At 32.0% G+C, this 21,724-nt stretch carries 27 protein-coding genes; 15 read left to right on the top strand and 12 right to left on the bottom strand.

Annotated features, from left to right (window positions below; all coding sequences use genetic code 11):
- Nucleotides 1–5 precede the first annotated feature (5 nt).
- Together M9Q43_RS03205 and M9Q43_RS03210 are read left to right on the top strand one after the other, a co-directional pair.
- Nucleotides 6–203, top strand: a complete 198-nt coding sequence (locus M9Q43_RS03205) for a hypothetical protein (RefSeq protein ID WP_262317540.1) — start codon at nucleotides 6–8, stop codon at nucleotides 201–203.
- Entirely contained in the window at nucleotides 187–747 is a 561-nt protein-coding gene (locus M9Q43_RS03210) for a Smr/MutS family protein (protein WP_262317541.1), read from the top strand. Before M9Q43_RS03205 ends, M9Q43_RS03210 begins: the two co-directional genes overlap by 17 nt.
- Before the next feature lie 95 nt (nucleotides 748–842).
- Here the strand turns inward: M9Q43_RS03210 and M9Q43_RS03215 are convergent, their stop codons facing one another.
- Nucleotides 843–1,349: a hypothetical protein gene (locus M9Q43_RS03215; protein ID WP_262317542.1), complete on the bottom strand. Its 507-nt coding sequence runs from the start codon at nucleotides 1,347–1,349 to the stop codon at nucleotides 843–845.
- 122 nt (nucleotides 1,350–1,471) lie between these two features.
- On the opposite strand from M9Q43_RS03215, the gene M9Q43_RS03220 reads away from it, so the two are divergent.
- Nucleotides 1,472–2,593 carry a cysteine desulfurase family protein gene (locus M9Q43_RS03220; protein WP_262317543.1) on the top strand — a complete coding sequence of 374 codons (1,122 nt, stop codon included), beginning with the start codon at nucleotides 1,472–1,474 and terminating at the stop codon, nucleotides 2,591–2,593.
- Nucleotides 2,594–2,642: 49 nt separating this feature from the next.
- Here the strand turns inward: M9Q43_RS03220 and M9Q43_RS03225 are convergent, their stop codons facing one another.
- Complete coding sequence (locus M9Q43_RS03225) at nucleotides 2,643–3,035, bottom strand: hypothetical protein (RefSeq protein ID WP_026725027.1); 393 nt, start codon at nucleotides 3,033–3,035, stop codon at nucleotides 2,643–2,645.
- Nucleotides 3,036–3,136: 101 nt separating this feature from the next.
- Nucleotides 3,137–3,784 (bottom strand): orotate phosphoribosyltransferase, encoded by a 648-nt coding sequence (gene pyrE / locus M9Q43_RS03230; protein ID WP_262317544.1) that lies wholly within the window; start codon nucleotides 3,782–3,784, stop codon nucleotides 3,137–3,139.
- 7 nt (nucleotides 3,785–3,791) lie between these two features.
- Between pyrE and M9Q43_RS03235 the strand changes: the two genes are divergently transcribed.
- Nucleotides 3,792–4,391, top strand: coding sequence for an NUDIX hydrolase (locus M9Q43_RS03235; RefSeq protein WP_262317545.1), 600 nt, complete (start codon nucleotides 3,792–3,794; stop codon nucleotides 4,389–4,391).
- A gap of 20 nt (nucleotides 4,392–4,411) precedes the next feature.
- Here the strand turns inward: M9Q43_RS03235 and M9Q43_RS03240 are convergent, their stop codons facing one another.
- On the bottom strand, nucleotides 4,412–5,065 hold the full coding sequence (locus M9Q43_RS03240) for a hypothetical protein (RefSeq protein ID WP_262317546.1): 654 nt from the start codon (nucleotides 5,063–5,065) through the stop codon (nucleotides 4,412–4,414).
- 12 nt (nucleotides 5,066–5,077) lie between these two features.
- Nucleotides 5,078–6,802 (bottom strand): M14 family zinc carboxypeptidase, encoded by a 1,725-nt coding sequence (locus M9Q43_RS03245; RefSeq protein WP_262317547.1) that lies wholly within the window; start codon nucleotides 6,800–6,802, stop codon nucleotides 5,078–5,080.
- Between the two features lie 95 nt (nucleotides 6,803–6,897).
- Here M9Q43_RS03245 and M9Q43_RS03250 point away from each other — a divergent pair, with 95 nt between their 5' ends.
- The 3 genes from M9Q43_RS03250 (at nucleotide 6,898) to M9Q43_RS03260 (ending at nucleotide 9,502) form a co-directional block, all read left to right on the top strand.
- A complete protein-coding gene (locus tag M9Q43_RS03250) occupies nucleotides 6,898–8,295 on the top strand; it encodes a DEAD/DEAH box helicase (RefSeq protein WP_262317548.1) in 1,398 nt (465 codons plus the stop codon).
- A gap of 148 nt (nucleotides 8,296–8,443) precedes the next feature.
- On the top strand, nucleotides 8,444–8,848 hold the full coding sequence (locus tag M9Q43_RS03255) for a hypothetical protein (RefSeq protein WP_262317549.1): 405 nt from the start codon (nucleotides 8,444–8,446) through the stop codon (nucleotides 8,846–8,848).
- A 21-nt stretch (nucleotides 8,849–8,869) separates the two neighbouring features.
- Entirely contained in the window at nucleotides 8,870–9,502 is a 633-nt protein-coding gene (locus M9Q43_RS03260) for a class I SAM-dependent methyltransferase (protein WP_262317550.1), read from the top strand.
- Nucleotide 9,503: 1 nt separating this feature from the next.
- On the opposite strand, the gene coaD is transcribed toward M9Q43_RS03260, so the two are convergent.
- Both coaD and M9Q43_RS03270 read right to left on the bottom strand, forming a co-directional pair.
- Nucleotides 9,504–9,962 carry a pantetheine-phosphate adenylyltransferase gene (gene coaD, locus M9Q43_RS03265; RefSeq protein ID WP_262317551.1) on the bottom strand — a complete coding sequence of 153 codons (459 nt, stop codon included), beginning with the start codon at nucleotides 9,960–9,962 and terminating at the stop codon, nucleotides 9,504–9,506.
- Nucleotides 9,963–9,965: 3 nt separating this feature from the next.
- Nucleotides 9,966–10,940 carry a D-alanine--D-alanine ligase gene (locus tag M9Q43_RS03270; RefSeq protein WP_262317552.1) on the bottom strand — a complete coding sequence of 325 codons (975 nt, stop codon included), beginning with the start codon at nucleotides 10,938–10,940 and terminating at the stop codon, nucleotides 9,966–9,968.
- Between the two features lie 179 nt (nucleotides 10,941–11,119).
- Between M9Q43_RS03270 and M9Q43_RS03275 the strand changes: the two genes are divergently transcribed.
- Both M9Q43_RS03275 and M9Q43_RS03280 read left to right on the top strand, forming a co-directional pair.
- A complete protein-coding gene (locus tag M9Q43_RS03275) occupies nucleotides 11,120–11,773 on the top strand; it encodes a PASTA domain-containing protein (RefSeq protein WP_262317553.1) in 654 nt (217 codons plus the stop codon).
- Entirely contained in the window at nucleotides 11,760–12,797 is a 1,038-nt protein-coding gene (locus tag M9Q43_RS03280; protein WP_262317554.1) for an RluA family pseudouridine synthase, read from the top strand. Before M9Q43_RS03275 ends, M9Q43_RS03280 begins: the two co-directional genes overlap by 14 nt.
- Nucleotides 12,798–12,825: 28 nt before the next feature.
- Here the strand turns inward: M9Q43_RS03280 and M9Q43_RS03285 are convergent, their stop codons facing one another.
- Complete coding sequence (locus M9Q43_RS03285) at nucleotides 12,826–13,200, bottom strand: YchJ family protein (RefSeq protein WP_262317555.1); 375 nt, start codon at nucleotides 13,198–13,200, stop codon at nucleotides 12,826–12,828.
- A gap of 3 nt (nucleotides 13,201–13,203) precedes the next feature.
- Complete coding sequence (locus tag M9Q43_RS03290; protein ID WP_262317556.1) at nucleotides 13,204–13,344, bottom strand: hypothetical protein; 141 nt, start codon at nucleotides 13,342–13,344, stop codon at nucleotides 13,204–13,206.
- Nucleotides 13,345–13,452: 108 nt separating this feature from the next.
- On the opposite strand from M9Q43_RS03290, the gene M9Q43_RS03295 reads away from it, so the two are divergent.
- Nucleotides 13,453–13,971, top strand: coding sequence for a hypothetical protein (locus tag M9Q43_RS03295; protein ID WP_262317557.1), 519 nt, complete (start codon nucleotides 13,453–13,455; stop codon nucleotides 13,969–13,971).
- Nucleotides 13,972–14,010: 39 nt separating this feature from the next.
- Here M9Q43_RS03295 and M9Q43_RS03300 read toward each other — a convergent pair whose 3' ends face one another.
- Entirely contained in the window at nucleotides 14,011–14,574 is a 564-nt protein-coding gene (locus M9Q43_RS03300; RefSeq protein ID WP_262317558.1) for a DUF1543 domain-containing protein, read from the bottom strand.
- 121 nt (nucleotides 14,575–14,695) lie between these two features.
- Between M9Q43_RS03300 and M9Q43_RS03305 the strand changes: the two genes are divergently transcribed.
- Both M9Q43_RS03305 and M9Q43_RS03310 read left to right on the top strand, forming a co-directional pair.
- Complete coding sequence (locus M9Q43_RS03305) at nucleotides 14,696–16,882, top strand: glutamine synthetase III family protein (RefSeq protein ID WP_133607648.1); 2,187 nt, start codon at nucleotides 14,696–14,698, stop codon at nucleotides 16,880–16,882.
- 141 nt (nucleotides 16,883–17,023) lie between these two features.
- Nucleotides 17,024–17,425 (top strand): hypothetical protein, encoded by a 402-nt coding sequence (locus tag M9Q43_RS03310; RefSeq protein ID WP_262317559.1) that lies wholly within the window; start codon nucleotides 17,024–17,026, stop codon nucleotides 17,423–17,425.
- Between the two features lie 184 nt (nucleotides 17,426–17,609).
- Here M9Q43_RS03310 and M9Q43_RS03315 read toward each other — a convergent pair whose 3' ends face one another.
- Nucleotides 17,610–18,170: a hypothetical protein gene (locus M9Q43_RS03315; protein WP_262317560.1), complete on the bottom strand. Its 561-nt coding sequence runs from the start codon at nucleotides 18,168–18,170 to the stop codon at nucleotides 17,610–17,612.
- Nucleotides 18,171–18,279: 109 nt separating this feature from the next.
- Here M9Q43_RS03315 and M9Q43_RS03320 point away from each other — a divergent pair, with 109 nt between their 5' ends.
- Complete coding sequence (locus M9Q43_RS03320) at nucleotides 18,280–19,161, top strand: winged helix-turn-helix domain-containing protein (protein ID WP_262317561.1); 882 nt, start codon at nucleotides 18,280–18,282, stop codon at nucleotides 19,159–19,161.
- Nucleotides 19,162–19,194: 33 nt separating this feature from the next.
- Here M9Q43_RS03320 and M9Q43_RS03325 read toward each other — a convergent pair whose 3' ends face one another.
- On the bottom strand, nucleotides 19,195–19,932 hold the full coding sequence (locus M9Q43_RS03325) for a hypothetical protein (protein WP_262317562.1): 738 nt from the start codon (nucleotides 19,930–19,932) through the stop codon (nucleotides 19,195–19,197).
- 140 nt (nucleotides 19,933–20,072) lie between these two features.
- Here M9Q43_RS03325 and M9Q43_RS03330 point away from each other — a divergent pair, with 140 nt between their 5' ends.
- Nucleotides 20,073–20,843 (top strand): OmpA family protein, encoded by a 771-nt coding sequence (locus M9Q43_RS03330; protein WP_262317563.1) that lies wholly within the window; start codon nucleotides 20,073–20,075, stop codon nucleotides 20,841–20,843.
- Nucleotides 20,844–20,899: 56 nt separating this feature from the next.
- On the top strand, nucleotides 20,900–21,715 hold the full coding sequence (locus tag M9Q43_RS03335) for an OmpA family protein (protein ID WP_262317564.1): 816 nt from the start codon (nucleotides 20,900–20,902) through the stop codon (nucleotides 21,713–21,715).
- The last annotated feature ends 9 nt before the right edge of the window (nucleotides 21,716–21,724 follow it).

A 21,724-nucleotide genomic window follows, 5' to 3' on the forward strand; every position in this document is an offset into this window, starting at 1 on the left:
AAAATATGAAGCAATTTTTATACATTTTGATGTTCGCAGCTATCGGAATTTTTGCCATGATTGAACAATCAAAACCAGCTCCAAATCGATTTATTATGATAGGAGCAATGGCTGTTTTTATGTTTGGATTATTTAGATTGATGAAGAAAATTCCATCTAAAAATGATGGAGAAAATGAAAATAAAAATGACACAGAAGTTTGAAATAGGAGATAAGGTTGCCGTTTTAGACGACGACATTTCGGGAGTGGTAATTAAGGTTCAAAATAATGAAATTTCAGTGGAAACTACCGATAAATTCTTGATGACATTTTTTGTCAACGAATTGATTAAAATAAACAATTCCAATGAGTTAAGTGGTTTTTTCTCCACTCAAAGTTTAGGTTCGGTTTTAAAAGACAAAGAAGAGCCGAAAAAGCGCAGTTTTGTCAAAGAAAAGCGTTCTCGTAAGGATGAATTTGTCTTAGAAGTTGATTTGCATATCGAAAAATTAGTACCTTCAAAACGAGGAATGAGCAACTATGATATTCTGACTTTGCAAATGGAAACCGCTAAACGACAACTCGATTTTGCTATCAAAAATCGAATGCCGAAAGTGGTTTTTATTCATGGTGTTGGTGAAGGTGTTTTGAAAGCCGAATTAGACTTTATGTTGGGACGTTATGACAACATTTCATTCCAAGATGCGAACTATCAAAAATATGGTTTGGGAGCAACCGAAGTTTACATTAAGCAAAATGTGAAGTAAGATTTTGGACTAAAATTTCACTTGAATTTCACTTCAAGAAATAAAAAAAGGACTACTCAATTTTGAATAGTCCTTTTACTTTTTTGATGTTTTTTCTATAAGTCGGTTTCGTAATTTCCAAAAATATATTCTGTAAAACTAAATGAATTGTCCGGATTTGAAAAGTTTACATTTTTAAATTTAATATTATGTGTGTAGCCGTTAATTGTAATTCCATCTACATCGTAAAGCGCATCTGTAATAATTTCTATCGTTCCACCTGAAGCATTCCATTCTTTTTCAACAACAGGCGAAGCAGGAGGCAGTGTTGAACAAATTGTAGCAGAACTCACATTTCCAGAATATAATCTATAAATAATTTGATTTGTGGTTCCAACATTTATAATTCTCGGACTCCCATCAGGTGTCTCTTCGTTAAGAAAACTGCTCTCCGGAATACTTAAAAGCAACAACTCTTTATCGTTAATTTTAAAAACAAGGTTGTTATCTGTACAATTTTGAATAGTTGCAGTATCAAAATTGAAAGATTCTAGCGTAATATCGCCATCATCACAGGCTTGTAGCATAAAAACTGAGGCTACTAAAACTATAAGTTTTTTCATTTATTCATCGAATTTATGCAACAAAAATAAAGGTTTTAATTTATTAATTTGCTAAAGTTTGTTAATTTAAACGTGAATTGAATTTAAGACTTTCAAAATAAAATGATTTGTATCTTTGCGACATGAGAAAAGTGTATTTAGATAACGCCGCAACCACGCCTATTCATCCAGAAGTTATTACTGCAATGATGAACGTGCTTCAAAATGATTTCGGGAATCCATCTTCAACGCATAGTTTTGGTCGAAGTGCGAAAACGTTGGTCGAATCAGCTCGAAAATCCATTGCTAAACTGCTAAATGCACAAGCTTCAGAAATTATTTTTACGTCAAGCGCTACAGAAGCTACGAATTGGATTCTAACTAGTGCTGTTAAAGATTTGGGAATTAAACGAATTATAACAACTAAAATCGAGCATCACGCTACGTTACATACAGTTGAACATTTAGCAAAAGAATTCGGAATTCAAGTTGAATATGTTACGATTTTATCCAACGGAAACATCGATTACCATGATTTTGCTGATAAATTACATTCAGATGTCCCAACATTAGTATCATTAATCCACGTTAATAACGAAATAGGAACGATTTTAGACATCAAACGTGTTTCGGACTTATGCAAGTATGCGAAAGTGCTTTTTCATTGCGATACGGTGCAGTCTATCGGAAAAACGAATTTAGATGTGCAAGAGTTGGGAGTCGACTTTTTAGTGGCTTCTGCCCATAAATTTCATGGTCCAAAAGGAATTGGGTTTGCGTATTTGAAAAAGAATTCAATGCTACAACCGATGATTTTTGGTGGCGAACAAGAGAAAGGCATGCGTGCCGGAACTGAAGCTGTACATCAAGTTGTTGGAATGGCAAAAGCGTTAGAATTAGCTTGTGAGAATTTAGAAAACGACACCAATTACATTTCTGATTTAAAAAACTACTGCTTTTTAGAATTAAAAAAAGTATTTCCAGAAGTTAAAATCAACGGAGAAAACACGTTTTATAACCTTTTGAATGTGCAATTACCATTATCAGAAGAAAAGACTTCCATGTTGTTATTTACATTGGATATGAAAGGAATTGCCGTTTCTCGCGGAAGTGCTTGCCAAAGCGGAAGCATCAAACCATCTCACGTTTTAGCCGAGTTTTTATCACCAGAAGAAGCTAAAAAACCAAGTTTAAGAATATCATTCAGTCATTTTAATACGAAAGAAGATATTGATTTGTTAGTTGAAGCTTTGAAAACAGCATAAAAAAAAGTCCATTTTAAAACGGACTTTCATTTTTATTTAAATCAGAGAATTACAATTTCCCCATATTCTGAGCCAATGTCTCAATGAATTTGGTAATAGGTCCTTTGATCATCATTGCCATCATTGGGTTGAAATCACCTTCAAAAGCTAATTGAACTTCTGTGTTGTCAGCGTCAATTGCGTTTAAGTTTCCAGTTAAGGTAAAAGGTAATTTGCTTGAAGCCGCTCCTAAAACAATTTGTGAGTTTGGAGTTCCACCTTTTTTTACCAATTTAATTTCTGGCATACCTTTTAATCCGAATTCAAAGCAATTTTCGTCGATTACTTCAAATTTTGCGATATTTTCAGGCATTAATTTCTCGAAATTCTTTACGTCGTTCAAAGCGTTGAATAAATATTCAGCCGATTTTGCTACGTTTACTTTTGGACTTTCTAAGTTCATATTTTTTTGTTTATAAGTTTATAAGGTTAAGAGTTTAAAAGGTTATAGGAACAAGTTTAAAAGTTAGTTTTTACTTCCAACTCCCAACTTCCATCTCCCAACTAAACTTCCACGTTCCACTCCGCTGGATTCGCGTTCCAAGCGCTTAATGTTTCCATTTCATTTTCTGAAACATATTGTTTGTCTACCGCTTTTTGTAATAAGTTTTCGTAATTACTTAACGTGAAAACATCCAAATTAGCTGCTTCAAAACGTTCTTTTGAAACTGGAAAACCATACGTAAAAATTGCTGCCATTCCTTTGATGTTTGCGCCTTCGTTTCGTAAAGCTTCAACTGCTAATAAACTGCTTCCTCCAGTTGAAATCAAATCTTCTACGACTACCACGTTTTGTCCTTTTTGCAAGAAACCTTCCACTTGATTTTGTCTTCCGTGTTTTTTTGGTTCAGGTCTAACGTATACAAAAGGCAGTCCCATTGCTTCTGCAACAAGTATACCAATTCCAATTGCACCAGTTGCAACGCCTGCAATTACGTCGGGTTTGCCAAATTTCTCTTCAATATGTTTGGCAAATTCATCGCGAATATAATTTCTAACCGCTGGAAATGAAAGGATTATGCGGTTATCACAATAAATCGGAGACTTCCAGCCTGAAGCCCACGTAAAAGGATTTTTAGAATTTAATTTAATTGCGTTTATTTGTAAAAGCAATTCGGCTGTTTGTTGTGCTGTGTTGTTGTTAAAAATCATATTGCAAATGTATAAAGTTTTTGTGAACGATAAGCCACTTTTTTTGACAAATCAAGTTCAAAAGGAGACCGATTTCAAACTTTTTTTATTGGAAAGTGTTGATATCAAGAAGTTGATTGTTAAAATTTTTCAGAATAAAATTCAGAAAGCTTTTCTGTATCATCCCGATGAAAAGTTAATCATGAAAACACTTCGTGCCAAATTACCTGTGGAAAAAGCAGGTGGTGGATTGGTTTACAACAAAGACGGCGATGTGCTTTTTATTTTCAGAAACGGCAAATGGGATTTACCAAAAGGTGGCACTGAAAAAAATGAAACCATTGAAGAAACCGCCATGCGCGAAGTAGAAGAAGAAACAGGCGTAACGGGTTTAGTCATCACCGAAAAACTACAAAGAACCTACCATATTTTCAAACGCAACGGTCGCTACAAACTAAAAATTACACAATGGTTTGAAATGCGCACCAAATACAAAGGCACACCACAAGGCCAAGCCGATGAAGGTATTGAACGTGTAGAATGGGTGAATCCAAAGGATATTAAGTTTTTATTAGAGAACTCATACGAGAATATTAAGTTGTTGTTTGAAGCGGAGAAGGTGGTTTGAAAAATTAATTAAGTTTTTTATTATTCTTCTAAAACATAATATGTTTTAATTTCCTGTTTTATTGCTTCTTTTCTTTTTTTTCTATCTTTAATTAATGATCTGTCATCTACTAAAAAATAACCTGTTCCACTCGTATTTCTAACTATGAAAATGATAAGTCTTTTTTCTCCTTTTACTTTTTCAAAAGTAAATTCCCATATTTCATTGTTCTCGAATTCTAAGCATTTATAAAAATTAAACATATTTAATTTATCGTAGTTTGCAAATTTTATTTTTTCAATTCTGCAAGGAGTATTAATACTATCTTTATTGTAAAAAATAACTGTACTATCTGTGATTTCTATATATTCATAATTATAGTCATTGAATTTTAATTGTTTTAGTTTCCATTTTCCTTTCCATTTTTCTTTTTCAATTGCTTGATAGATTGGTAACAAAGAATCTACTTTTGTTCTTGCATATTTTTCATATTCAGTCATTGGTTCATTATCAAAGTTAAAGTTTGTTGCAAAATAAAAGGAATAAAGGGCATTTAATCCTTTAGATTTTGAAAGAAACTTATTACCTGAATTAATATATTCTAATTGATATGATTCTATGCTTTTTTCTTCTTTTTCTTGGGCAAAAAATGTGATTGAAAAAAATAATATAAAAAATGTAATTTTTGATTTCATGATTTCAAGTATTTAATTCACTCGATAAACCGGATACTGCAAATGCACTTTCTCATAGTAAGGCGATTGTCTGTACACCCAATCCAATTGCGCTGCACCATTTTCAGCGAAAGCTTTGTCGTTTTGTTTCTTTTGTTCTAATTCGGCTTTTATTTTTGGATTTTTATCTAAGAATTCTTTCGCCAAATCTTCAAAAACATAACTCGAAAAATATTCTTTTTGTTGTAAAATTGGGTCGAAGAAGTTCCAATTGAAATAACTATCAACTGCCTCTGGTTCTAATGTTTCTACTAAATATTTCACGCCTGGCTGATTCGTGTAAAATACATAATCACCATAATGAAACTGTACTTTTTGAGTTGATTTAGATACTTTCGTATTGTAATGTCCGTAATGTCCTTCGTATGGCGACTTTGAAGTTTGATAACTTTCAATTTTATACGATTCTACTTCAATAATTGTGTCATTTTGAAGACGATGCGCATTGATATTGTTCAATTTTAATATATCCAACACTTGCCATTGCGATTGCGGAATAATATACGCTTTCGGAATACTCACGAATTTCGTAGGTTTATAATTTCCATAAAACGGGATTTTCTTGGTAAACGGTTTGCTTTTGTCGTAAAACAATCGATCTTTTCCTGAAATAGTACTTGGTTTGTAACCGCCTTGATAGCCTTTAAAATCAATATAAGACACTTTCGTTGAGTCAATTGCCCAATCCAACGGGTATTGCATTCCAACTTGATATTCGTTCAAAGCTTCTTTTCGCATTTGCTTGATTTTTTGCCAATTCGTATCAGCGAAATTAATCGTGCTGACCATAAATTCGTAAGTCACTTTCACACGTTCTTTGTATACTTTCAACATGTGTGTTTCGGGAACAAATCCTAAAGTGTGGAATAAAGTCGAATAACCTGTCGCATATCTTGGTGTATCAGTAAATTGTTCAAAACCTTTGTCAGGTGTAGTACTGTGTACATTTACATACGGAACCACATCGATTTTCTTTTTGTTCATGTCTTTCACCACCGAAGGATACAATTCGTTGATGAAATAATTGCCTAATTTGTTTCCCAATCGTTCATGTTGGGTCGCAATGCAAGTAAACGTATACTGATAATCAGCACCGTTGGAAACGTGATTATCTAAGAAAATATCCGGATTTAATTCGGTAAATAACTTTTGAAAACTTCTCGAGTTTTTAGTATCTGATTTAATGAAATCACGATTCAAATCATAATTGCGAGCATTTCCTCTAAAACCATATTCTTCAGGACCGTTTTGATTGGCTCTGGAATGTGAATTTCTATTCAACATCCCACCAACACTATACACCGGAATAGCAGCAATTAAAGTGTTTTTAGCCGTTTTGATTTTTCCCATGGCTAAATCACGCATCAACATCATGGTAGCGTCAATTCCGTCAGGTTCACCGGCATGAATTCCGTTATTGATTAAAATCACAGCTTTATTCTTAGTAAAATATTCGTCAAAATCAAATTTTCCTTCGCTTGAAAAAAGTACCAAATGCAGAGGTTTTCCGCTATCGGTAGTTCCTTTGTGAATCATTTGGATGTTGGTAAAACTTTCGTCTAATTTTTCATAAAACGTAATACATTCTTCATAAGTAGTGGATTGATTGCCGTTGCCACGTTCAAATGGTGTGGTGAAATTGTTTTGCGAAAACACAGAAATCGAAAAGAAAAGCAAACTTATTTTTAAAAAACGCATAGGAGAATTGTATTTGATTTTCAAAAATAAAGAATCTTTTTGAGGTAGAATTTTATAATTCGTAATTTTTAATTAATTGGCTTTATCTTTGCCACATGAGTCAAAATCCATATTCCAACAATGTACTATTGAATCTTGGTATTCAAAGTTTAAACAAAATGCAAGAAGTAGCGCAACATGCTATTTTGAATGAAGATAATATTTTATTGCTTTCTCCAACGGGTTCGGGGAAAACATTAGCGTTTTTGTTGCCTATTTACCAATTATTAGAAGAAGATGTAAAAGGTGTGCAATGCTTAATTTTAGTGCCTTCGCGCGAATTAGGTTTGCAAATTGAACAAGTTTGGAAAAAAATGGGCACGCATTACAAAGTCAATACGTGTTATGGAGGCCATTCGATTGATATCGAAATTAATAATTTGAGTAATCCTCCAGCACTATTAATTGGAACACCTGGAAGAATTGCCGATCATTTAGACCGAGGAAGTTTTTCTACCGATAACATCAAAACATATGTTTTAGACGAATTTGACAAATCGTTGCAATTGGGTTTTCACGAGGAAATGTCCTATATCATTGGAAAAATTACCCGAGCCAATAAACGAATTTTAGTTTCTGCGACTTCTGGTGTGGAAATTCCGAAATACACCAAAGTAATTGATCCGAAAGTAATCGATTTTATTCCGAACCAAAAACAGAATGATAATTTAGATGTTCGTATCGTATTTTCAAAATCGAAAGATAAAATTGATTCGCTTTTTCAGTTGATTTGTTCTTTAAATTCAGAAGCTGCCATTATTTTTTGTAATCACAGAGAAGCGGTAGAACGCATTCATGAAATGTTAACTCAAAAAGGCATTATTTCCACTTATTATCACGGCGGATTAGACCAAGACGAGCGCGAACGTGCTTTAATTCAGTTTAGAAATGGAAGTGTTTCCTATTTGATTACGACCGATTTAGGGGCACGTGGTTTGGATATTCCAGAAATGAAACACGTAATTCATTACCATTTACCCGCAAAAGAAGACGAATTCACTCACAGAAATGGAAGAACCGCACGTATGTTAGCAACCGGAACCGCTTATGTGCTAATTCACGAAACCGAAAAGAAATCCGATTATTTTGATTATGGCAAACGTCGATTAGATGTTTCCAATGCGAAATCATTGCCGAAAGCGCCTTTATATCAAACGCTTTACATCAGCGGAGGAAAGAAAAATAAGTTGAATAAAATTGACATTGTAGGTTTCTTTTCGCAAAAAGGAAAACTAGAAAAAGATGATATTGGATTAATCGAAGTCAAAGATTTTATTTCGTTTGTAGCGGTGAAATATCCAAAAGTGAAATCGTTATTACAAAACATCAAAGAGGAGAAAATGAAAGGGAAGAAATATAAAATTGAAGTAGCGAGAAAGGTGATTAAGAAAGAGGAAGAAGAGGAAGAAAACCATCCAAAATTTACGTTACGTAAAGAGAATAATAGGAAATAGTGCTTTATTTTAATTAAAAATGAGATGAATTAGTTTTTTTGTCATTCCGACGCAAGGAGGAATCACATAATGTAGATTGAATTATGAGATTTCTCCTTAGGTCGAAATGACAATGTATTCATAAAATAATTGATTTATTAAAAATGTTATGAAGTATAATTATTTAGATGCTTTGATATTAAATTCAATAGTTAGTTCCGAAAAAGAAGATTGCGGAGCAGAATTAAGCAATATTATAGCTTATGCAGATTATGTAGATCATGCCATAATAACATTATCAGAATTGAATAATTCGATTGAAAAATTATATTTAGATGGTTTGGTAGAAACGTTAGACAATAAAAACTTATTTGTTAATGTAATCTACAAAAGTTGGTTAAATAAAAAGTTAGAAGGAAAATCAAAATTTTCAATTCTTAAAATAGTTGAAGAAACTGAAAAGTTTTTAATCAATTATAAAAATGAGAATAAATCTAATAATGAATTAAAAAAAGTAGTTCTATTCCAAGAATCTGAATATATTAAAGCAGTAGAAAGATATTTAAGTAGATAGTAAATTTGTGATTTTATATTTATGAACATGACCTGCCCATTATGTAATTCCACAGCAACGGTTTTTTGCGAAAAACCAAAGCATTTGTTTTATAAATGTACCAATTGCGAAGGCATTTTTAGACCCAAGCACACTTTTTTAACCGCTGAAGAAGAGAAAGAACACTACGAAAAACACAATAATGATGTTTTTGATGAACGCTACCAAGCGTTTGTTTCACCAATAGTCAACGCTGTATTGCACGATTTTACTGCAGAAGCTAAAGGTCTGGATTTCGGATCAGGAACGGGTCCAGTTATTGCTAAAATGTTGACTGATAAAGGTTTTCAGGTGCAGAATTACGATTTGTTTTTTGCGAATGAACTATCGCTTTTGAAAGAAAAATACGATTATGTTTCCTGTTGCGAAGTAATGGAACATTTTCATTATCCGTATCAAGAATTTGAATTACTGAAAAGCTTATTGCTTCCAAAAGGAAAATTATATTGCAAAACTGAGGTTTATACCAACCAAAAGCCTTTTGAAAATTGGTATTACAAAGATGATTTTACCCATGTTTTCATTTACCAACCCAAAACATTGGAATGGATAAAAAACGAATTTCACTTTTCGAAATTAGTAATTAAAGAGAAGTTGTTAGTTTTTGAAAACTAATCTATTTTTTATCCAAAACCGATTCTGGAACTAACTGCGAAATATCGCCGCCATTTCGCAATACATCACGCACAATACTTGACGAGATAAACGAAGTTCGAGCAGCTGTTAATAAGAAAACCGTTTCAATTTTTGACATCATTCGATTGGTGTGTGCGATGGCTTTTTCAAATTCAAAGTCGGCCGGATTTCTTAGTCCGCGTAATATGAATTCAGCATTTTCTTTTTTACACAAATCAATGGTTAAACCAGAATAAGTAATCACTCTAACTTTTGGTTCGTCTTTGAAAGCTTCTTCTATAAAACGTTTTCTTTCATCTAATGAAAACATGTATTTTTTTTCGGCATTCACACCAATGGCTACAATGACTTCATCAAATAAAGAAACGCCTCGTTTGATAATATCGAAATGTCCATTAGTAATTGGGTCAAATGAACCTGGAAATATTGCTTTTTTCATCTTTTACTTCTTTAAAGCCAATTCAATAGCGTTTTCAAATAATTCGGGTAACGAAATTCCAGCTTCACGAGCTTGTTGTGGTAAAATACTTTCGGTAGTTAAACCTGGAATCGTATTCATTTCTAACATGTGTGGTTCATTGTTTACAATAATGAATTCACTTCTCGAAAAGCCTTTCATTTTCAATACTTCGTAGGCTCTTTTGGCAACTGTTTCGATTTTTACTTTCAATTCTTCTGAAATTCTTGCTGGCGTAATTTCTTTCGATTTGCCTAAATATTTCGCTTCGTAATCAAAAAAGTCGTTTTCAGATACGATTTCGGTAATGGGTAAAACGGTAACCGTTCCTTTATAATTAATCACACCCACTGAAACTTCTGTTCCGTCCAAGAAACTTTCAATAATGATTTCGTCGTCTTCTTTATATGCGTTTTCAATAGCTGGAAGAAATTCTCCTGCCGTTTTTACTTTCGAAATTCCGAAACTTGAACCTGATTTATTTGGTTTTACGAAACAAGGTAAACCTACTTTAGCTAAAATGGTGTCTACGTTAATTTTGTCTCCCAAATTCAAATAATATGATTCAGCTGTTTTGATTCCGTAAGGTTTTAAAACCGACAACATATCTCGTTTGTTGAACGTTAACGCTGCTTGGTAATAATCGCACGAAGTTTGAGGAATATTTAATAATTCGAAATACGCTTGCATCAAACCATCTTCGCCAGGTGTTCCGTGAATGGCATTAAAAACGACATCAAAATTGATTTTTGAACCATTTACAGTTACTGAAAAATCGTTTTTATCAATAGGAAATTCGGTATCATTTTCATCCACATACACCCATTTTTCCTTGAAAATATGAATGCGATACGGATTAAATTTTGAACGATTAATGTTGTTAAACACTACATTTCCGCTAGTTAACGAAATTTTGTACTCGCTAGAGTAACCTCCCATGATAATGGCTACGTTTTTCATTGTAAATTTCAAATTGATATACACAAAATTACATTATTTATTGAGATTTTACGTTCTTTTATTTGTTTACCAAAGAAATATTTTTGCAATTCATTCGTTTTAAATGTGTGAAGAAATCAAAAAGAATTGCATCGTTATTTCTTTTTGAATTTTATATCTTTGTCAAAATATCATATTCTATGAGTTTATTTAAGTTTTTAACAAGTCGAACTTTTTTTATTCAAGCTTTTTTAGCATTGGCTATTGTAGTGGGTTTTACTTTTTTAGTAATTCAATTTTTAGATTTTAGAACCAATCATGGTCAGGAAATTAAGGTACCTGATTTATCTAAAATGAAATTGGAAATCGCGGAAGAGAAACTAAACGAATTGGATTTAGAAGTGTTTTTATTAGATACAGTAGAATTTAATGCCGATTTTCCTCCTTTTACTATTTTAGAACAAGATCCTAAAGCAGGAAGTTTAGTAAAAGACGGTAGAAAAGTCTATGTAAAATTGAATGCTGGTGAATTTACGGATATTACCATTCCAGAATTCAAAGACAAAACGTTCCGACAAATTTCGGCTACTATAAAATCATTAACCTTAAAAGAAGGTAAAATTACTTATAAACCGCATATTGCTAAAGATGTGGTATTACAAATCTATCAAGATGGTAGAAGATTAAGAGCAGGAGATAAGGTGAAAAAGAATTCTACTTTAGATTTTGTTTTAGGAGATGGAAAAGAAGTTTATAACGAAGAAACGTTTAGTTCAGAAGAACCATCAGATACATTGCCTCCAACTGAAGAGGTACAACCAGAAGAATTTAAAGAAGAAAATGGCGGAATATAAGGTTGAAAACGAACTCGAAGACGAGTTATATGAACATCATCGTTTTGAAGCAAGCAAAGGACAATCAGCTTTGCGTGTGGATAAATTTTTGATGAATATGATTGAAAATACTACTCGAAATAAAATACAGCAAGCAGCAGAAAATGGTTCTATTTTAGTGAACGATGTTGCGGTAAAATCAAATTACAAAGTAAAAGCAGGCGATGTCGTACGTTTAGTATTGGCACACCCAACTTATGAGCAATTGTTAACGCCTGAAAATATTCCGTTGGATATTGTGTATGAAGACGATCAGTTGTTGGTTATCAATAAACCAGCAGGAATGGTTGTGCATCCAGGTCATGGAAATTATTCAGGAACTTTAGTGAATGCGTTAGCCTATCATTTTAAGAATTTACCAATGAATAGTTCGGAAAGACCAGGTTTGGTTCACCGAATTGATAAAGACACTACAGGCTTACTAGTAGTTGCAAAGACAGAACATGCGATGGCTTATTTGACAAAGCAGTTTGCTGAGAAAACTTCGGAAAGAGAATATGTTGCTTTAGTTTGGGGAAATATCGAAGAAGATGAAGGAACTGTTGAAGGAAATATTGGACGACACGATACCAACCGAATGCGAATGGCAGTTCATGAAAGTGATGAAAAAGGAAAACCAGCAGTAACGCATTATAAAGTTTTAGAGCGATTTGGGTATGTAACCTTAGTTTCTTGTCAATTAGAGACAGGAAGAACACACCAAATACGTGTACATATGAAACATATTGGTCACACCCTTTTTAATGATGAGCGTTATGGTGGCGATTCCATTTTGAAAGGAACTACTTTTACCAAATACAAACAGTTTGTAGATAATTGTTTTAAAGTATTACCTAGACAAGCGCTTCACGCGAAAACTTTGGGTTTTGAACATCCTGTCACAAAAGAATTTTTACGTTTTGATACGCCAATTCCTCAAGATTTACAGGAATGTATCGAAAAATGGCGTGTGTATTCAAAAGCACAGACGTTTACAGAGGAATAAAAAAAAGCGAAAATTAATTTTCGCTTTTTTAGTTGTATTCACCATCTACATAAAACCAATTTCCATTTTCAAATTTAAAAGTAGAATGTTCATAATGAACTTGAGCCTTTAAATTTTCGTCTAAAAAATACGCTTTAAAAGTAACGGTCGTTTCAGTTGAAGTTATAACTTCTAATTTTAACCATTTATTATTTTTGGACCAAATTAATATGTCGGCTTTTTTATACAATTTTCGGGTTGTAAGGTGTGTAGTTGCTACCAAATAATCGACTTCAGTGGTAGCATAAGCGCTATATCTCGAACGCATTAATGCTTCACACGTTGGTGCTTTTTTGGTTCCTTTAATGTAAGGTTCACAACAATCTTGAAAAGAAAGTGAATTTCCGCAGTAGCAACCCGACATAGATTACGATTTAGATTCGTTGAATTTTCGTTGAATTTCTTTTAATTTTTCGGCACGAGCATTCTTTTTAGCTTTTTCTTTCGATTGCTCTTTGTGTAATTTATCGTTGTGCGCTTTAATATTTTTTGGATTATTTCTTCCCATTTTACAAGCTTTTTTAAAGTTTCAAAGATACGAAAATATAATTGGATAATTTTTGGCACAACAATTGGATAATGCATAAGTAAGTAAATAATTTAAAACTTTAAGATTATGAAAAAAATTACTTTATTGTTGGTTTTTATCGGGATGATAACACTACAAAGTTGTACAGTTAATGAGGTAAGAGATGAATATGATAACGATACTATTAGCGAAGTTTTTGAATACTCAAATGTCGATTTAACTTCTGGAAACGGATACAATCAAATTTTAGATTTTCCTCATACCATTTATTCATCTGATATGGTTTTAGTATATCGATTAGTTGGTGGCGGAAGCGCTGGTGATGTTTGGAAATTATTGCCAGAAACCTACTATTTTGATGATGGAACTTTAGATTTTGGTTATGATAGTGATTTTACTCAATATGATGCACAAGTAAGTTTATTTGGGTATGATTTACCAGGATTAAGCAATGCTAACAAATTAGACCAAGTATTTAGAGTAGTAGTTATTCCAGCTTATTTTGGAAATAAATCAGCTACTGATAAATTAGATTTTAAAGATTATAATGCAGTAAAAGAACATTACAAATTAGATACTGCTAAAGTAACTAAGGTTGAAATGTAATAATAACTAAAAGAGCTATCTAACCCGATAGCTCTTTTTTTATACCGATATTTTATCTATTTTTAAATAACCAATATGTTTTTCATCTTCTGAAATTGCATTGGTTTTTGTTATTTTTAAACGATACTGCGATTTGAATTTATCCGAAAGTATATCTTCAATATTGTGAATATCATCAACATCAATACCATATTTATCATCAATGTGCGATTCGGCTCCTTTGAAACCACAATGTTTGTAGAAAGTCGTTTGTTTTGCTTTTTTAATAGCTTCGGCTTTCGTTTTGGCAACCACTAATACTTTATAATGGTATTCTTCAAATTCTCCTTCTTTATAACCTCCCAAATTCAAAAAGAATAATTGCTCTTTTTGATTTAAACTTTCATTATTGGCAACTACTTCAATTGTAAATCCGTCAACAAAAGTAACTTTTTGCCAAGCATCAATATGAATTCTTCCTTTCGCTTCGGGCCAAAATGCATTCATGTCGGGAACTAATTCTTTCAAACTATTTCCAATACCAAAAAAGATATCATGTTGTTCGGTAAAACGTCCTTTTGGGGTACAACCCAACATAATCATATGTAAATTTACTGTTTTCATAGTGTAAATATAATAAAAAATATTTTTACCCCTAAAAAAATAGGGGTATGTGTAAAATTATTTAAAAAATTTATATATTTGCATAACTTTTCAAGGGTATAACTTTAAACACACACAACTTATGTCAACATTTCGTTTTCAAGCTTTAAGAAAAGCAACCGACAGAAAACCAGTTCATGTAGAAGAATTGGACAGAAAATCAGCTATTTTTGGTAGTAATGTTTTTGGCGATAAAGCCATGCGACAGTTTTTAACATCGGAAGCTTATAAAGCAGTTAAAGCGGCAGCTGAAGGCGTAAAAATCGACAGAAAAATTGCCGATTATATTGCTTTGGGAATGAAAGAGTGGGCATTATCTAAAGGAGTAACTCATTACACGCACTGGTTTCAACCATTAACTGGAACCACTGCGGAAAAGCACGATGCTTTCTTCGAAACATTTCCTGATGGAAGTGACCCAGTAGAAAAATTTGGTGGAAGTCAATTGGTACAACAAGAACCAGATGCGTCTTCTTTTCCAAATGGAGGAATTCGTAATACATTTGAAGCTAGAGGATATACGGCTTGGGATCCAACATCACCAGCATTTATCTTCGGAACTACATTATGTATTCCAACGGTTTTCGTATCGTACACAGGAGAAGCATTAGATAACAAAACGCCTTTATTAAGAGCGTTACATGCTATTGATTCAGCCGCAATCGACGTAGCAAAATATTTTGATAAAAACGTAAAAAGAGTAACACCAACTTTAGGTTGGGAACAAGAATATTTCTTAGTTGACACCGCTTTAGCCAACTCAAGACCTGATTTATTAGCAACAGGAAGAACGTTGTTAGGTCATACGGCAGCAAAAGGGCAACAATTAGACGACCATTATTTTGGTTCGATTCCGACACGAGTTTTAACGTATATGCGTGATTTGGAAAACCAATGTATGTTATTAGGAATTCCGGTTAAAACACGTCATAACGAAGTAGCGCCTAACCAATTTGAGTTAGCACCAATCTTCGAAGAAACGAATTTAGCGGTTGACCACAATTCATTATTAATGGATGTAATGCAAAAAGTGGCTGAACGTCACGATTTTAAAGTATTATTCCACGAAAAACCATTCAAAGGAGTAAACGGTTCAGGTAAACACAACAACTGGTCATTAGCAACAGATACTGGAATTAACTTATTAAGTCCAGGAAAAACGCCAATGAGCAACTTACAATTCTTGACTTTCTTTATCAATACGATTAAAGCGGTTCATGATTATGAAGAATTGTTAAGAGCGTCAATTGCTTCGGCAAGTAACGACCACCGTTTAGGGGCTAACGAAGCACCACCAGCAATTATTTCGGTTTTTATCGGACAACAATTGACTAAAGTATTAGCGGAATTAGAAGGTGTTTCTCAAGGGAAATTATCTCCAGAAGAAAAAACAGATTTAAAATTAAACGTAGTAGGAAAATTACCAGACGTTTTATTAGACAATACAGACAGAAACAGAACATCACCATTTGCTTTCACAGGAAACAAATTTGAGTTTAGAGCCGTTGGTTCTTCTGCAAACTGTGCGGTTTCTATGACGACTTTAAATACAATCGTTGCAAAACAATTAAAAGATTTCAAAATTGAAGTTGATGCTTTAATTGAGAAAAAAGATTTAAAGAAAGACGAAGCGATTTTTAATGTATTGAGAGAATATATCAAGCAAACAAAAGCTATCCTTTTTGAAGGTGATGGTTATAGCGATGCTTGGGAAAAAGAAGCTAAAAAACGTGGCTTAAGCAATCACAAAACTACACCAAAAGCATTAAAAGCAAAAGTTTCTAAAAAAGCAATTGAATTGTTTGGCGAAATGGGAGTAATGAACCATGTTGAGGTTGAATCACGTTACGAAATTGAATTGGAAGAATACGTGAAAAAAATCCAAATTGAAGGTCGTGTTTTAGGTGATATTGCACGTAATCATGTGGTTCCAACGGCTATTCGTTACCAAAATGTGTTGATTGAAAACGTAAAAGGATTAAAAGAAATCTTCGGAAAAGATTTTGAAAAAATTGCAAAAGAGCAAATTTCGTTAATCAAAGAAATTTCAGAACACATCGAAGGCATTAATACGAAAGTAGAAAAAATGACCGAAGAACGTAAAAAAGCAAACGCCTTAACTAGCACAGAAAAAATGGCAGATGCATACTGTGATAAAGTAAAACCTTACTTCGAAGAAATTCGTTACCACGCTGACAAATTAGAATTGTTAGTAGACGACGAACTTTGGACACTAACAAAATACAGAGAATTGTTATTTACGAAGTAATTAAAATAGAAATCCCAATCGAAAGATTGGGATTTTTGTTAAGTTTTTTTTAGATTTATGTGCCGTTTTTGTATAAATTGATTCAATCGTTGGCATAATGTTTGATATGTTTTATCTTATTAACTTTAAACTTGCTTAATTATGAAAACAAAACTCACATTTTTAATTTTAATTTTTTTTATTTCTCTTAGTTCATTTACAATTTTTGGAAATAGGGACTCAAATAAAAGAAATAGTGAATTTTATGAAGCAAAATTGGTTATTAAAAAGGAATCAGAATCGAGTAGTTTTTCATCGATGTTCTATAATGAGTATGTTCCAGTAAAAGTTGAAATGGATGAGAATAATAAAATTATTAAAGTTTCAAATTTAACAACAATTAAAGTTGATGAAATATTATTCAGTTTTGTTGGTGAAATAGTAAATTTTGATAAAAAAAATATTGCATTGTCTAAAGAGATATCTGTTTATGATGAAAAAACAAAAAAAATACAATATTTTTATTTAAAGATAGACAAAAGAATTTTAATAAAAAAAATATAAAATATTTTAAAACTTTTTATTGTTTGATTATGGACTTTAAATATGTTCTATCTTAATGTTTGTGAAATTTTCGTCATTAAATGAACTTTTCTGAATATGTAACACAAATTTAGAAAATTGAGTATAGCAAAAATCCCAATCTTTGGATTGGGATTTTTTATTTGATATAAATCAGTATTATTCCTTAACAATTGTCATTTTTACTTAAATCGCGTTCAAAAAGCACTTTGTTGTTGTGTTCAATATAGTTGCTTGATAAAATCAAATAAGGATGATTGTTGGAAAAGCCAGCGCTTCGGCTTTTGATAATTATTTTATCGTTAACTTTTAGACTATTCAATTTTTCAAAATCATTTGGAATAAATTGCATCATATAATTTTCGCCATTAATCTTCACAACTAGCCATTTTGGACTTGATGGGTTTGTGGTTGGAAATTGAAAAGTAACTGATGTTACAATGGCTTCCATTTCAGCAAAAGCATTTATTTCGTTTTTTATTTTCTCATAGCTGGCTTGTACTTTTTTGCCTTCGGGAGAATCTTTCCATTCATTAAATTTTATGCCATCTGGTGAAGCTTCCCATTTTTTTCTTTTCTCTAAATTGGATAACGGTTTTGAAGAAATTGTAGTGTCGTTTTTAATTTCACGATTAACATGTAACCCATTGGCAAAAGTTGAAAAGCTAAATACAAATCCACTTATCACAACCAATGAAAAGATTAGAACATAAATTGTTTTTTTCATAATTTTCACTTTTTTAAATTGATTACACGAATTTACATTCATAATTTTTTGTTAGAACAATTGGGATTGTAAATAAAAATGTAAACTTTGTAAATAATTAATTGACACAATGAATAGTAGACAAAAACTCCTTTCTGGGAAAACTAAATATGTAATTGCATTGTTATTACTAGTGTTAATTTCATTGGCTTTCTTTGTAAATACGAATAGCGATTTTGATCTTTCCAGAAGAGAAGTTTTACTGCGAAGAATTGGTCATGAAATACTTTTGCAATCTGGAGATAGTACTTCGAGAGTGCTTCCGATAAAAAAGATAGCTGAAAATGAATACCAAATTAGTTTTGAAAAAGAATTTTCATTTGTAACCGATTCGTTAGTAAATACTACCCAACGTTTACTAGCCAAAGATTATCACGTTTCCGATTATATTGTAAATGTAATTAATTGTAATAATTCTAGTGTAGCTTATGGATATGCAATTTCTAAAAACAAGAAAGAGGATGTTTTAGCTTGTGTGGGAAGAAAACAACCTATTGCTTGTTACAAGATAAATATCAAATTTAAACCAAGCGATGTAGTTACAGCAAATAGTAAATATTATTTAGTAGGATTAGCGATTTTATTATTGATTGGATTTGTTTTTTGGAAATTAAAACCTAAAAAACAATTATCTAAAATTGATAATAGCAAGCTTTTTACCTTTGGTTCAGTGGTGTTTGATGCGCAAAAGCGTCAACTAGAAATTAATAAGGAAACCATAGATTTAACAGCAACCGAAACACGTTTGTTGCTCATTTTTGCCTCATCGCCTAATGAAACAATAGAAAGAAGCCGACTACAAAAAGAGATTTGGGAAGACGAAGGCGTAATTGTAGGACGCAGTTTAGACATGTTTATATCAAAACTTAGAAAAAAACTAGAACTTGACCCGAATATTAATATTGTAGTGGTTCGTGGAAAAGGGTATAAGCTTGAGGTTAATTCTTTATGATTGTAGGCACGGATTCGGATTCCATACGAAGTATTATTTCAGACTAATTTTTTCTCCAGTAATTGTTTTGATTAATAATTCAGCAGTTTCAATTGATATTATACTTTCAAGGACTAAATCATTGAATTTACCTTTAATTAATTCAATCCAATTCTTTTTATTCAAACCATTTATAAGGTCTTTTATTTCGTCTGTTTCATTAAAAATAATTTCTTGCCCGAATTCTAATCGTTCTATTTGATTTTTTAGTAATTCAAAATTGTGATTGAAGAGACTGATTTCTTCTCTTGAGAAATAATCAATTTCATTTTTTATTTTGCTTTCTCTGAAGTACCATTCTATTAATTCAATAAATGGTTTAAAAAAATAGGTATTGAAAAATTCTTGAGATTCATTATAATTGCCTTCTACTTTGTACCATTTGTTAGAGAGTTCAATATAAGAACTGTTATATTTAGGTGATTTCTCAAACATATTTTTAATCTCAAAATATCCAAAAGCACCTTGTAATTCCCTTGTTTTTAGTAATTCAAGAACTTCTTTTTTTATTTTGTGATTATTAAAAGAACTTTTGGATTCTTGAAGTTTAATTTCAACTTCTTTGAAGTCTTCACCGATTCTTTCTAAAGTTCTTCTTGAAATAGGTTGTTGATGTAAGAAATTAAAGAATTGATCAATCTTGATTTCAAGATGATTTCTATCCGAATAAATAATATCTGATGAATAATCTGAAATTTTTTCAGTTATTTCGTCTAAGTCTAAGTTTCTCATTTTTTCAAAAATTTGCGCCTTATTCATTTATATATTTGAATAAGTTTTCGCTTTATTCTCCCAAAAATATAAAAAAAAGTGTACAAAAAATACAACGATTATACAATTTTTACTATTTTCGATAAACTAAAACCTACCCAATGAAAAAAATACTTTTTCTGTTTTTGTTGCTGAGTTCGATTTCTTTTGGGCAAAACAAGTTTACGGTGTATTTTGATACGGATTCTGACCAATTAAGATTAAATGAATTGACTCGTTTTGATGATTTTTTTAGAAATAAAAAGGTTAAATTCACTAAACTCATTGGGTATTGCGATTATCGTGCAACCAATGGTTATAACGATACTTTGGCGTTCAATAGAGCTAAATTTGTATCTCATATTATCGAAAAAGTTGCCGATCAAAAACAAATCGAAATCGAAAGTAAAGGCGAAAATTTCGAACAAAATTCCGATTTAGCCTTAAACCGAAAAGTTGAAATTTATTACGAAGAAACCCCAATTGAAGTTGTTGAAAAAGTAGCAACAAATAATTTAATAAATCAGGTTTCAAATGCAAAAGTTGGCGATAAACTCATTTTAAAAAACCTTTATTTTTATGATCGTTCCGGAATTCTTAGACCAGAATCTAAACCCGTTATGGAAGAATTGTTAGCGATTATGCGTGCCAATCCAAAACTAAAAATCGAAATTCAAGGTCATATTTGCTGTCAATTAGGTACTGATGTTGAAGACACCGCAAGAACAAGAGCGTTAACAGTTTATAATTATCTCATCAACAAAGGAATTGCAGTAAATAGATTGAGTTTTAAAAGTTTTGGAAGTACAAAACCAATTCATAAAATTCCAGAAAAAACAGAAGAAGAACGCAACGAAAACCGCAGAGTAGAAATTCAAATTATTGAAAATTAACTTTGGCATACTTTTGTATGTAGTATATTTGTTGTTATTTCGTAAAAAGTAAAAAAATGAAGTTTGTATTTTCAATAGTATTTTTCTGGTTCGGCTATTTTGCCTTTTCGCAAGAACAGGTTACGTTCTATTTTGACAACGATAAATTTGAATTAAACAAAGTAGAAGCCGCCAAACTTCAAAAGTGGATTGCCGAAAATACCACTTCTAAAATCCTTTCCATTACTGGTTCTACAGACGAAGTAGGAACTTCGGGTTACAACGATACCTTGTCGCAAAAACGTGTGAGTTATATTTTTAAACAAGTCAATGGTAAAATCAACATCAGACCCGATTTTAAAAGTATTTCTCTTGGCGAAAAAGGAGCAACATCAACCAATAAAGCAGAAAATCGAAAAGCGATAATTCACTATTTGCTTGAAAAAGATTTGGCAAAAGAAAATGAAATTTTAGGCATTAAAGAAGCAGTCGAAGTAATAATTCCGGAAAATGCAACGTTAGAAGAAAAAGTAAAGTTGTCTAAAGTAGGAACAAAGATTGTCTTAAAAAACATTAACTTTTACCAAAATACTTTTGCAACTATGCCCGAATCACAAGCAACATTGTATGATTTGTTGTTTATAATGCAAAATAACCAAAACCTAAAAATCGAAATTCAAGGACATATTTGCTGTATTGATAAAGATCATCGAAATTTATCTACCGATAGAGCAAAGCAAATCAAACGTTTTTTAGTGTATAATGGCATTCCTCAACATCGCATTCAAACCAAAGGTTTTGGTGTTTCGCAACCTATTTATCCAATTCCTGAAGCTAGTGAAGAACAAGCTGCTGCCAACAGAAGAGTTGAAATTGAAATTTTAAGCAAATAATTTTATACC

Source organism: Flavobacterium odoriferum (assembly GCF_025499515.1).
Classification (GTDB): domain Bacteria; phylum Bacteroidota; class Bacteroidia; order Flavobacteriales; family Flavobacteriaceae; genus Flavobacterium; species Flavobacterium odoriferum.